The sequence below is a fragment of the Arenimonas composti TR7-09 = DSM 18010 genome, from assembly GCF_000426365.1.
In the GTDB taxonomy this organism is placed as follows: Bacteria; Pseudomonadota; Gammaproteobacteria; order Xanthomonadales; family Xanthomonadaceae; genus Arenimonas; species Arenimonas composti.
The window spans coordinates 307,125-318,693 of the sequence record NZ_AUFF01000002.1 but is presented as its reverse complement, the minus strand read 5'-3'; the positions used below and the strand labels follow the sequence as shown (position 1 = coordinate 318,693).

10 protein-coding genes are annotated in these 11,569 nt (G+C 69.2%); 5 read left to right on the top strand and 5 right to left on the bottom strand.

Annotated elements, in window-relative coordinates; translation table 11 throughout:
* Nucleotides 1-9: 9 nt before the first annotated feature.
* Together K311_RS17535 and K311_RS0105770 are read right to left on the bottom strand one after the other, a co-directional pair.
* The gene (locus K311_RS17535; protein WP_081683297.1) at nucleotides 10-714 is read right to left on the bottom strand and encodes a class I SAM-dependent methyltransferase; all 705 of its coding nucleotides are present in this window, start codon (nucleotides 712-714) and stop codon (nucleotides 10-12) included.
* Nucleotides 711-1,559 (bottom strand): glycosyltransferase family 2 protein, encoded by an 849-nt coding sequence (locus K311_RS0105770; protein ID WP_245570630.1) that lies wholly within the window; start codon nucleotides 1,557-1,559, stop codon nucleotides 711-713. Before K311_RS0105770 ends, K311_RS17535 begins: the two co-directional genes overlap by 4 nt.
* A 149-nt stretch (nucleotides 1,560-1,708) precedes the next feature.
* On the opposite strand from K311_RS0105770, the gene pilB reads away from it, so the two are divergent.
* From pilB to coaE, 4 genes are all read left to right on the top strand, one after another.
* A complete protein-coding gene (pilB, locus tag K311_RS0105765) occupies nucleotides 1,709-3,436 on the top strand; it encodes a type IV-A pilus assembly ATPase PilB (protein WP_026816528.1) in 1,728 nt (575 codons plus the stop codon).
* A gap of 102 nt (nucleotides 3,437-3,538) precedes the next feature.
* Nucleotides 3,539-4,696: a type II secretion system F family protein gene (locus K311_RS0105760; protein WP_245570634.1), complete on the top strand. Its 1,158-nt coding sequence runs from the start codon at nucleotides 3,539-3,541 to the stop codon at nucleotides 4,694-4,696.
* Between the two features lie 13 nt (nucleotides 4,697-4,709).
* A complete protein-coding gene (locus K311_RS0105755) occupies nucleotides 4,710-5,576 on the top strand; it encodes a prepilin peptidase (RefSeq protein ID WP_425476571.1) in 867 nt (288 codons plus the stop codon).
* A gap of 8 nt (nucleotides 5,577-5,584) precedes the next feature.
* The gene (coaE, locus tag K311_RS0105750) at nucleotides 5,585-6,208 is read left to right on the top strand and encodes a dephospho-CoA kinase (RefSeq protein WP_026816525.1); all 624 of its coding nucleotides are present in this window, start codon (nucleotides 5,585-5,587) and stop codon (nucleotides 6,206-6,208) included.
* Nucleotides 6,209-6,244: 36 nt separating this feature from the next.
* Here the strand turns inward: coaE and K311_RS0105745 are convergent, their stop codons facing one another.
* From K311_RS0105745 to K311_RS15575, 3 genes are all read right to left on the bottom strand, one after another.
* Entirely contained in the window at nucleotides 6,245-7,192 is a 948-nt protein-coding gene (locus K311_RS0105745; RefSeq protein WP_026816524.1) for a Nudix family hydrolase, read from the bottom strand.
* Between the two features lie 32 nt (nucleotides 7,193-7,224).
* Nucleotides 7,225-9,969 carry a preprotein translocase subunit SecA gene (gene secA / locus K311_RS0105740; protein ID WP_026816523.1) on the bottom strand — a complete coding sequence of 915 codons (2,745 nt, stop codon included), beginning with the start codon at nucleotides 9,967-9,969 and terminating at the stop codon, nucleotides 7,225-7,227.
* A gap of 138 nt (nucleotides 9,970-10,107) precedes the next feature.
* Nucleotides 10,108-10,953 (bottom strand): M23 family metallopeptidase, encoded by an 846-nt coding sequence (locus tag K311_RS15575; protein WP_043797021.1) that lies wholly within the window; start codon nucleotides 10,951-10,953, stop codon nucleotides 10,108-10,110.
* A 52-nt stretch (nucleotides 10,954-11,005) separates the two neighbouring features.
* Here K311_RS15575 and K311_RS15570 point away from each other — a divergent pair, with 52 nt between their 5' ends.
* Nucleotides 11,006-11,509 carry a DciA family protein gene (locus K311_RS15570; RefSeq protein ID WP_081683295.1) on the top strand — a complete coding sequence of 168 codons (504 nt, stop codon included), beginning with the start codon at nucleotides 11,006-11,008 and terminating at the stop codon, nucleotides 11,507-11,509.
* Nucleotides 11,510-11,569 lie beyond the last annotated feature (60 nt).

Below are 11,569 nucleotides of genomic sequence, written 5' to 3'. Positions count from 1 at the left end.
CCCGGGCACTCATTCCCTGCGGGCCCGCACTTCATAGCCGATTCCCAGATGTCCCCAGTCGGGCCACATCCGGCCCAACACCGCGGCGGTGACATTGACCAGCAGGACAAGCGCCGCCGCCGGCGCCGCCAGCAGGGTCACCCCGATCCCGCGGCGGTCGCGAAGCGGGCCAGCGATCGCCAGGCTCGCCAGCAGTCCGGCGGTGGCGATCGCCGAAAGCGTTCGTTTCATCGCCACGACACCCAGACCCGCGCGCCCGAGATCCCGGCGCAGGCCGAACTCGGTATAGCGCTGGTAGTCGTGCGGCGCGTCGTGCAGGGGATAGAGGAACGGCATGGAAATCCAAGCGTCGCCGCCGGGACGCAGCACGCGGGCGATCTCGGCGACGACGCGAGCCGGATCGGCGACGTGCTCGAGGACTTCCAGGCAGATCACGCCGTCGACACTGGCGTCGGCGAAAGGCAGTGCCGCCCCGTCGGCGAACACGTCGGGGCGCGCGCCGTAGAGGTCGCGACCAGTGACCGGATAGTCCAGCGCGACGTAGTGCACGCCCTCGGGCAGGTACGCGCGGACCCAGCGATCGGCAGCGCCGATGTCGACCACCACGCCGCACGCGTCCTGCAAGCCATCCGGCGGACGTCGAAGCCCCATCAGCCATTGCGGGTGAAGCGGCGTCCGCGCCAGCAGCCGCGCCAAAGCCTGCAGGCGACTCATTCCCGACCCGGGCGGTTATAGGTCAGCGAGGTGATCTGCTCCGACACCAGCCCGATCAGGAACACGATCACCGCCGCGCTGAAGAGCAGCGTCGACATGTTCGTGAACCGCCCCATCGTCGTGAAGGTCCAGGCGTAGTAGCCGGCGCCGAGCAGGAAGAAGCCCGTCCCGACGGGCAGGAACAGCTTCAACGGCGAATACAGCGTCGCGATCTTGAAGATGATCAGCAGGAAGCGCAGGCCGTCGGCGAGCGGGCGGATGTGGCTGGCCTGGCCAACCCGGCGGTCGACCCGGACCGGCACGTAGGCCACCGGGTAGGCGCTGCGGAAGAAGGCCATCGTGCTGGTGGTCGGGTAGCTGAAGCCGTTCGGCAGCAGGTGCAGGAATTCGCGGAAGCGGTCGGCGCGCACCACCCGGAAGCCGGAGGTCAGGTCGAGGATCCGGTGACCGGTCATCCAGCTGGAAAGGCGGTTGTAGAAGCGGTTCGCCAGGCTGCGGCCGACGCTGGCCTGGCCGTGGCCGTCGCGGGCGCCGACGACCATGTCGTAGCCCTCGTCGAGCCGGGCGAGCAGTTCGCGGATCTGCCCGGGATCGTGCTGGCCGTCGGCGTCCATGAAGACCAGGACGTCGCCGGTCGCGGCGCGGGCACCGCGTTTGATCGCGGCGCCGTTGCCCATCGAATACGGCGAGGCCAGCACCTTCGCCCCGGCCGCCGCGGCGATTTCGGCCGTCGCGTCGGTCGAACCGTCGTCGACGACGATGACCTCGGCCTCCGGCAGGGCTGCCGCCAGGGCCGGCAGGGTCCGGCGCAGGCCCTCCGCCTCGTTCTTGGCTGGCAGAATCACGCTGACTTTCACTCGGGCTTCCCCTCCGATGCGGGCGACAGCTTACCGCATCGGACCGGTGGACCAACCGGAGGAAAGTCCGCTAAGAGGCTGGCGAATCGCCGTTTTTGGGTTATTGTTGGGGTCGCGCCGCGGCCTGGGGAGGATCAGTGAACGCCAACGCGACTGCCAATCTGGTCGGCATCACCGGCATTGCCCGGCGCCTCGTGCTGGACGGTGCCCTGTCGGAAGCGGACGCTCGCAAGGCCCTCGACGAGGCCGGCAAGCAGAAGCGCCCGATCCATCTGTACCTGCTCGAGAAGAAGCTGGCGACGTCGGCGCAGATCGCCGGCGCCAACGCCGTCGAGTTCGGCATGCCGCTGTTCGACGCCGGCGCGCTGGACCTCAATCAGGCCGCCACGAAGCTGGTCAGCGAGGAACTGATCAACAAGCACCAGGCGCTGCCGCTGTTCAAGCGCGGCAACCGCCTGTTCGTCGGCATCGCCGACCCCACGAACACCCGCGCCCTCGACGAGATCAAGTTCGCCGCCAACCTGTCGGTCGAACCGATCCTCGTCGACGAGGACAAGTTGCGCCGGACCATCGAGCTGGCCCTGTCGGCCTCCGACTCGATGGACACGGACATGGGCGACGACGAGGGTCTCGAGAACCTCGAGGCCACCGGCGGCGACGACGACGGTCCCGCCGACAACCTCGCCGACGCCAAGGGCGGCGACGACACCCCGGTGGTGCGTTTCGTCAACAAGGTGCTGCTCGATTCGATCAAGCGCGGCGCCTCGGACATCCACTTCGAGCCCTACGAGAACGAATTCCGCGTCCGGCTGCGCATGGACGGCATCCTGCGCAGCGTCGCCAAGGCCCCGGTGAAGCTGCATCCGCGCATCACCGCCCGCCTGAAGGTCATGGCCCAGCTCGACATCGCCGAGCGCCGCCTGCCGCAGGACGGCCGCATCAAGCTCAACATCAGCAAGACCAAGCAGATGGACTTCCGCGTGTCCACCTGCCCCACGCTGTTCGGCGAGAAGGTCGTGCTGCGTCTGCTCGACGGCAGCGCCGCCAAGCTCGGCATCGACAAGCTGGGCTACGACGACGACCAGAAGCAGCTCTACCTGGACGCGCTGGCCAAGCCCTACGGCATGATCCTGGTCACCGGCCCGACCGGTTCGGGCAAGACCGTGTCGCTGTACACCGGCCTGAACATCCTCAACACCGAGGAGCGCAACATCTCCACTGCCGAGGACCCGGTCGAAATCCGCGTCCCGGGCATCAACCAGGTGCAGATGAACGTCAAGAAGGGCATGACCTTCGCGGCCGCCCTGCGCAGCTTCCTGCGCCAGGACCCGGACGTGATCATGGTCGGCGAGATCCGCGACCTGGAGACCGCGGAGATCGCGGTCAAGGCCGCGCAGACCGGTCACCTGGTGCTGTCGACCCTGCACACGAACGACGCGCCGCAGACTGTGTCGCGACTGATGAACATGGGCATCGCGCCCTACAACATCACCTCGTCGGTGACCCTGATCATCGCCCAGCGCCTGGCCCGCCGCCTGCACGACTGCAAGAAGGCGGTGTCGCTGCCGGAGAACGCGCTGCTCGCCGAGGGCTACACGCACGAAGAGATCAAGACCGGTTTCACCGTCTACGAGCCGGGCGGCTGCGAGGACTGCAACGACGGCTACAAGGGCCGCGTCGGCATCTACCAGGTCATGCCGATGGCCGAGAACATCCAGAAGATCATCCTCGAAGGTGGCAACGCACTGCAGATCGCCGAGGCCGCCCAGGCCGCCGGTGTCCGCGACCTGCGCCAGTCCGCCCTCCTCAAGGTCAGGCAGGGCGTCACCAGCCTCGCCGAAATCAACCGCGTGACGAAGGATTAAGCCATGGCGACCGTTGCTGCCCGCAAAGCCCCCGCGCCCCAGGCCCGCACCAATGAACTGGTGCAGTTCACCTGGGAGGGAACCGACAAGCGCGGCGTCAAGATGAAGGGTGAGACGGCGTCGAAGAACGCCAACCTGCTGCGCGCGGAACTGCGCAAGCAGGGCATCAACCCGACGGTCGTCAAGCCGAAGGGCAAGCCGCTGTTCGGCGCCTCGGGCTCGGCGATCACCGCCCAGGAAATCGCCGTCTTCAGCCGCCAGATCGCGACGATGCTGCAGGCCGGCGTGCCGATGGTGCAGAGCTTCGAGATCCTGGCCTCGGGCCAGAAGAACCCGCGCATGCGCGACATGCTGACCGACATCCGCGACAGCATCGCCGGCGGCAGCTCGCTGAGCGAGGCGATGGCGCGGCATCCGGTGCAGTTCGACCTGCTCTACCGCAACCTGACCCGCGCCGGCGAATCCGCCGGTGTGCTCGACATCGTCCTCGACACGGTCGCGACCTACAAGGAACGCACCGAGGCGATCAAGGGCAAGATCAAGAAGGCGCTGTTCTACCCCGCCGCGGTCATCGCGGTCGCGATCATCGTCAGCGCGATCCTGCTGCTGTACGTGGTGCCGCAGTTCGAGGATGTGTTCAAGGGCTTCGGCGCCGACCTGCCGGCCTTCACCCAGATGATCGTCAATGCCTCGCGCTTCCTGCAGGCGTGGTGGTGGGCGATCCTGCTCACGATCGCCGGCGGCGTGGTCGGCTTCATGTTCGCCTACAAGCGCTCGCCGTCGCTGGAGCGCAACGTCGACCGCCTGATGCTGAAGCTGCCGGTGGTCGGGCAGATCCTGCACCAGTCGGCGATCGCCCGTTTCGCCCGCACCCTGGCGCTGACCTTCAAGGCCGGCGTGCCGCTGGTCGAGGCGCTGGACACCGTCGGCGGCGCCACCGGCAGCATCGTCTACAACGACGCGGTGAACCGCATCCGCGAGGACGTCGCGGTCGGTTACCAGCTCAACGTCGCGATGAAGCAGGTCAACCTGTTCCCGCACATGGTCGTGCAGATGACCGCGATCGGCGAAGAGGCCGGTGCGCTCGACACGATGCTGCTGAAGGTCGCCGAGTTCTACGAGCAGGAAGTGAACAACTCGGTCGACGCGCTGGCCAGCCTGATCGAGCCCTTCATCATGGTGATCATCGGCGTTCTCGTCGGCGGCATGGTCATCGGCATGTACCTGCCGATCTTCAAGCTGGCCGCGACGATCGGCTGAGCCACACCCCATGCTGGAACTCCTGCAGGGCTCGCCCGGCCTGCTGGCCGGGCTCGTCTTCGCATTCGGCCTGCTCGTCGGCAGCTTCCTCAACGTCGTCATCCTGCGCCTGCCGCCGAAGCTCGAGTACGGCTGGCGCCGCGACGCCCGCGAACACCTCGAACTCCCGCTCGACGCCGAACCCGAACCGCCGGGCATCGTCGTGCGTCCCTCCGGCTGTCCGAACTGTGGGCACCGGCTGGCGCCGTGGGAGAACATCCCGCTGCTGAGCTTCGCGCTGCTGCGTGGCCGCTGCCGCGGCTGCGGGCAGCCCATCTCCTGGCAGTACCCGGCGGTCGAACTGCTCACCGGCCTGCTCTTCCTGGCCTGCGCACTGCGTTTCGGCGCGACCCCGCAATGCCTCGCGGCGCTGGCCTTCACCGGCACCCTGGTGGCGCTGGCCGGCATCGACGTCCGTACCCAGCTGCTGCCCGATGCGATCACCCTGCCCCTGCTCTGGCTGGGTCTGCTGCTGGCGGCCACCGGCGTCGGTTTCGTCGACCCGGTCGCCGCGATCGCCGGCGCCGTGGCCGGCTACCTCAGCCTGTGGCTCGTCTACCAGGGCTTCCGGCTGATCACCGGCAAGGAAGGCATGGGCTTCGGCGACTTCAAGCTGCTGGCGGCACTGGGCGCCTGGTGCGGCGGCTGGGCGATCCTGCCGATCGTGCTGATGTCGTCGTTCATCGGCGCGATCGTGGGCGGCGCACTGATGGCCCTGCAGGGCCAGGACCGCGACGTGCACATCCCGTTCGGCCCGTATCTGGCGACGGCGGGCTGGGTGCAGCTGCTGTGGGGCGAATCGCTGCTGCAGTGGTACCGCAACCTGTCCGGGCTGGGCTGAGGCAGGGAATGGCCGATCTGGTCGTCGCGCTGACCGGCGGCGTCGCCTCCGGCAAATCCGAGGCCAGCCGCGCCTTCGAAGCGCTCGGCATCGCCGTCGCCGACGCCGATGTCGCCGCCCGCGCGGTGGTCGAGCCGGGGGAGCCGGCGCTCGCGGAAATCGTCGCGCACTTCGGTCCGGAGGTGCTGGACGCCGACGGCCGCCTCGACCGCCCGGCGATGCGTCGGCGCGTGTTCGCCGATGCGCATGCGCGCGCAGCGCTGGAAGTGATCCTGCATCCGCGCATCCGCACCTGGCTGCGGGCCGCCGCAGAAGCCGCTCCCGGGCCGTATGCCGTGGTCGCGATCCCGCTGCTGACCGAAGCCGGCGGCCGCGCTTCCTACCCGTGGCTGCGCCGGATCGTCGTGGTGGACGTGTCGACCGGCACCCAGACCCGGCGACTGCTCGCCCGCGACGGCGTCGACGCCGACCTGGCGGCCCGGATGATCGCCGCGCAGGCACCACGCCGGCAGCGGCTGGCGCTGGCCGACGACCTGCTGATCAACGACGGCAGCCGTGAGGATCTGGCGGCGGCGGTGGCCCGCCTCGATGCCCGTTACCGCGCGATGGCCGAAGCCGGCAGCGTGGCCTGAGCCCGGCATCGCCCGGGGCGCGACCCCGCGGGGACCTCAGCGCGGCCAGACCCCGCCGATGCCGGCGACACCCTGGGCGCCGTGCCGGCGCGCGAGTGCGACGTCGGCCGCCTTCATCCCGCCGAGCGCGTAGATCGGCAGCGACACCGTCTCGCGCAGCCGCGAAAACCCGTCCCAGCCGAGCGGCTTCGCTGCCGGATGGCTCGCCGTCGCACGCACCGGCCCCAGCACCACGAAGTCCAGCCCGAGGCGTTCGGCCTGCGCCAGCTCGGCCGCGTCGTGGCAGGAAGCTGCGACGGTCAGCCCGGCGGGCAATGGCCGCGCCGACGCCGCCATCAGCTGCGACGCCTTGAGGTGCACGCCGATGCCGAGCTCGGCCGCGAGCTCGGGTTCGCCGTTGAGCAGCAGCTCGGCGCCGCGGGCACGGCAGTGGATCGCGGCGTCGGTCGCCAGCGTGCGCAGGGCCGCGACGGGCATGCCGGGCACGCGCAGCTGCACCCGCCGCACGCCCGCGAGCAGGGCACGGTCCAGGCGGGAGAGGAAGCCGGCGCGTTCGCTGTCCGGCGGCGTGATCAGGTAGCGGTCGCCGGCGGTCAGCGCCGCGACCACCGGGCGGTCGGCCGGCGGCATCGGATAACTGGCGAGCTGTTCGAGCGGCGACCACGCCAGGGCCTGACGCTCGCGACCGCGCGGCTGTCCCTCCCACGCCGTCACCTCGAACACGTCCAGGACGATGCGTTTGTCCGGATAGGCCTGCGGCACCGCGATCAGCGGCTCGGCGGCGAGCACGCGGATGCCGAGTTCTTCCTCGATCTCGCGAACCAGCGCCTGGGCCGGCGTCTCGCCGGGCTCGACCTTGCCACCGGGGAATTCCCAGAGCCCGGCCAGGTCACGCCCGGCGGTGCGCCGGGCCAGCAGGATGCGGCCGCGGACGTCCCGCAGCACCGCGGCGGCGACGTGGACGGCGCGCGTCCGCTCCGGCATCGGTCAGTGCGGCAGGATCGTCCGGCCCCGGCTCAGTCGAGCCGGCCGTGGCACTGCTTGTACTTCTTGCCGCTGCCGCAGGGGCAGGGATCGTTGCGGCCGACCTTCGGCGCGTCGCGCACGACCGGCTGCACCAGCACGCCCTGCCCGTCCGCGGCGAGCGCCTGCGCTTGTTCGGCTTCCTCGTCGGCGCCGTAGCCGCCGGTTTCCGGATGCTGGAACTGCATGCCGCGCGCCTTCTGCTCCATGCGCGCGCGTTCGGCGGCTTCCATCTGCGCGACCTCGGCCTCGTCGCGAACGCGCACGCGCGCCAGCAGGGTCACGACCTGCTGCTTGACCTTGTCGAGCATCTCCGCGAACAGCTCGAAGCTCTCGCGCTTGTACTCCTGCTTCGGCTGCTTCTGCGCGTAGCCGCGCAGGTGGATGCCCTGGCGCAGGTAGTCCATGCGCGCCAGGTGTTCCTTCCAGCTCTGGTCGAGCACGTGCAGCATCAGGGTGCGCTCGAGGTGGCGCATCATCTCCGGGCCGAGCTGCGCTTCCTTGTCGGCGAACAGCTTGGCGACGGCTTCCTGCGCGATCGCCATGATCCGCTCGGCGTCGACCGCTTCCTCGGTCTTCGCGGGACCCTGCAGGTCGACCTCCAGCGCGAACTCGTCGGCGAGGCGACGTTCCAGGCCCGGCAGGTCCCACTGCTCGTCGATCGAATCCGGCGGCACGTGCCGGTGCACCATCTCGGCGACGACGTCCTCGCGGATCGCGGCGACGGTCTCCTGCACGGACTCGGCTTCCAGCAGTTCGTTGCGCTGCTGGTAGATCACCTTGCGCTGGTCGTTGGCGACGTCGTCGTAGTCGAGCAGGTTCTTGCGGATGTCGAAGTTGTGCGCCTCGACCTTCTTCTGGGCGTTCTGGATCTGCCGGGTCACGAGGCCCGACTCGATCACGTCGTTCTCCTTCATGCCCATGCCGCGCATCGCCTTCTGCACCCAGTCGGCGGCGAAGATGCGCATCAGGTTGTCTTCGAGCGACAGGTAGAAGCGCGAGGAACCCGGGTCGCCCTGACGGCCGGAGCGGCCGCGCAGCTGGTTGTCGATGCGCCGGCTCTCGTGGCGCTCGGTACCGATGATGTGCAGGCCGCCGAGCGCCTTGACCTCGTCGTGGCGCTGCTGCCATTCGGCCTTGATCCGCGCCTTGTCGGCGTCGGTGGCGTCCTCGCCGAGCGCGTGCAGCTCGGCCTCGAGCGAGCCGCCGAGCACGATGTCGGTACCGCGGCCGGCCATGTTGGTGGCGATGGTCACCGCCTTCGGGCGGCCGGCGTTGGCGACGATCTGCGCCTCGCGCTCGTGCTGCTTGGCGTTGAGCACCTCGTGCGGGATGCCGGTCTTGCGCAGCGCATTCGCCAGCAGCTCGGAGGTCTCGATCGAGGTCGTGCCGACGAGCACCGGCTGGCCGCGGCCGTAGCAGTCGCGGATGTCCTCGATGACGGCGTCGAACTTCGCCTTCCGGCCGAGGTAGACCAGGTCCGGATGGTCCTTGCGGATCATCGGCCGGTGGGTCGGGATCACCACGACTTCCAGCCCGTAGATGCTCTGGAACTCGTAGGCCTCGGTGTCCGCGGTGCCGGTCATGCCCGAGAGCTTGCCGTACATGCGGAAGTAGTTCTGGAAGGTGATCGAGGCCAGCGTCTGGTTCTCGCGCTGGATCGGCACGCCTTCCTTCGCCTCGATCGCCTGGTGCAGGCCGTCGGACCAGCGCCGGCCGGCCAGCGTGCGGCCGGTGAACTCGTCGACGATCACCACCTCGCCGTCGCGCACCAGGTAGTCGACGTCGCGCTGGAACAGCGCATGCGCGCGCATCGCCGCATTCATGTGGTGCACGACCGCGAGATTGTTGCCGGAGTACAGGCCGTCGTCCGCGCCGATGATGCCGGCCTGGCGCAGCAGCTCCTCGGCGTGCTCCATGCCCTGCTCGGAGAGGTGCACCTGCTTGCCCTTCTCGTCGACCCAGTAGTCGCCTTCGCCGTCTTCCTTCTCCTGGCGAACCAGCTTCGGGACGATGCGGTTGACCTTGACGTACAGCTCCGGCGACTCGTCGGCCTGGCCGGAGATGATCAGCGGCGTGCGCGCCTCGTCGATCAGGATCGAGTCGACCTCGTCGACGATCGCGAAGAACTGGCCGCGCTGGAACCGGTCCTCCTTCGCCAGCGCCATGTTGTCGCGCAGGTAGTCGAAGCCGAACTCGTTGTTGGTGCCGTAGGTGATGTCGGCGCCGTAGGCACCCTTCTTGTCGGAATGCGGCATGCCCGGGTAGACCACGCCGACCGACAGGCCGAGCCAGTTGTAGAGGCGGCCCATCCACGCCGAGTCGCGCTTCGCGAGGTAGTCGTTGACGGTGACCACGTGCACGCCCTTGCCGGCGAGCGCGTTCAGGTAGGTCGGCAGGGTCGCGACCAGGGTCTTGCCCTCGCCGGTGCGCATCTCGGCGATGCGGCCGGAGTGCAGCACCATGCCGCCGATCATCTGCACGTCGTAGTGGCGCATGCCGAGCACGCGGCGCGCCGCTTCGCGGCAGACCGCGAAGGCTTCCGGCAGCAGCGCGTCCAGCGTCTCGCCCTTGCCCAGCCGCTCGCGGAACTCGACCGTCTTGTGCTGCAGCGCCGTGTCGTCGAGGGCCTGCATCGCCGGCTCGAGTGCGTTGATCTTCGCGACGTCCCTCTGGAACTGGCGCAGCAGGCGTTCATTGCGGCTGCCGAAGATGCGGGTGAGCAGGCTGTTGAGCATTGGCGGGAAGGACCGTGGGAAAGGGAATGCGGGCGCGGGGCGCGAAAACGAAGCGGCCGCGGCAGCCCGAGGGGGGCGTCGCGGCCGGCTAGTTTAACTTGGGGAGCCGGGCCGGACTATCAAGCCCGGCGGCGCGACTCAACCGCGCGCCTTCTGCAGGAACTGGCGCGGGTTGACCTGGCGACCGTTGAGCTTGACCTCGAAGTGCAGGTGCGAGCCGGTCGAGCGGCCGGTGGAACCGACCCGGGCGATCTGCTGGTCGGCGCGAACGACGTCGCCTGCGCGGACCAGGTTCTGCGAGTTGTGCGCGTACAGCGTGGTGTAGCCGTTGCCGTGGTCGATCTCGACGACGTTGCCGTAGCCGTTGCGCACGCCGGAGAAGCTGACGACGCCGCCGGCCGCGGCGGTCACCGGATCGCCGGTATTGGCGTCGATGTCGATGCCCATGTGGTGGGCGCGGCCGCGGCCGAAGGGATCGTTGCGGCCGCCGTAGCCGGAAGAGATGTAGCCCGGGGCCGGCATGCCGGCCGGCACCGCATCGGCCTCGAGCGACTGGTCGAACAGCAGTGCCTCGAGCACCGACAGCTGGTTGCCGCTGTGGTCGAACTGCGCCTCCAGCGCGTCCAGGCTCGCCAGCAGTTCGCGCGACGGCATGTCGCCGGCGCCCTCGGCGCCACCCTGGCCCGGCAGTTCGCCGAAGTTGAACTCGCCGTCCTTGAGCTTGCCGACCCGGGTCAGGCGCTCGCCGAGGGCGTTGAGGCGGTTGGCCTGCGCCTGCAGTTCGCCGACGCGCGCGGCGATCGCGTTCACTTCCATCTGCGCCTCGCTGCGCGCGGCGTCGAGCGCGACCCGCTGCGCGTCGAGTTCGGTGCGCAGCTTCTGCATTTCCGCCAGCGCGGCGCCGTCGGCACCGCGGATCATCCAGCCCAGGCCGAACGTCGCCGCCAGCACGAGCGCGACCGCGCCGAGGGCGAGGGAGGCCACCTTCGGTTCGTCGAAAGAGAGCTTCTTCGGCGAACGAAGGAATTTTGCTGCGATGATCACATTCATCATGTCCAACCCATTCAAGCCAGGTGCCCGCAGTGCCGCGTCGGCCCGCCCGCCCCGCCAGCCCCTGGAGGCGCTCGCGGGATCGGGGTTGGCCAACCTGGTGGATCGCGTCCGATGGCTGGACGCGCTCGACCGGGTACTGCGCCAGAGTCTCCCCGCCACCTTGGCCGGCCAGTGCCGACTGGCCAACGTGGATGAAAACAGCATGGTGTTCCTCGTCAGCGCCCCGGTCTGGAAAGCCAGCCTGCGGTTGCACGCCGACGTCCTGCGGGACGCGGCGGCCGCGGCCGGGATCCCGGCGAGGACGCTGGTGGTGAAAGTGGCGCCGCCCGAGCCCGTCGTCCCCACGGGACCCGACCGTTCGAAACCGCTTTCCGAGGCAGTTCGCGATTCACTGCGAGCCACCGCCCACTCGGTCTCCGATCCCGGCCTCCGGGCCCAGCTGCTGAAGCTGGCGGCGGCGTCGGGGAAGTCGACCGACGACGCATGATGCCGATGTGAAACCCCCGTGTCGTTAATCGGGGGTTAAAAAAGCGTGAATTGACGTGAT

Bases quoted from the DNA above. Each gene is read 5' to 3' on its own strand.
- K311_RS0105745 (WP_026816524.1), bottom strand. From the start codon at position 7,192: ATGCCGGAGCGGACGCGCGCCGTCCACGTCGCCGCCGCGGTGCTGCGG.
- coaE (WP_026816525.1), top strand. From the start codon at position 5,585: ATGGCCGATCTGGTCGTCGCGCTGACCGGCGGCGTCGCCTCCGGCAAA.
- secA (WP_026816523.1), bottom strand. From the start codon at position 9,969: ATGCTCAACAGCCTGCTCACCCGCATCTTCGGCAGCCGCAATGAACGC.
- K311_RS0105760 (WP_245570634.1), top strand. From the start codon at position 3,539: ATGAAGGGTGAGACGGCGTCGAAGAACGCCAACCTGCTGCGCGCGGAA.
- K311_RS17535 (WP_081683297.1), bottom strand. From the start codon at position 714: ATGAGTCGCCTGCAGGCTTTGGCGCGGCTGCTGGCGCGGACGCCGCTT.
- K311_RS15570 (WP_081683295.1), top strand. From the start codon at position 11,006: ATGATCACATTCATCATGTCCAACCCATTCAAGCCAGGTGCCCGCAGT.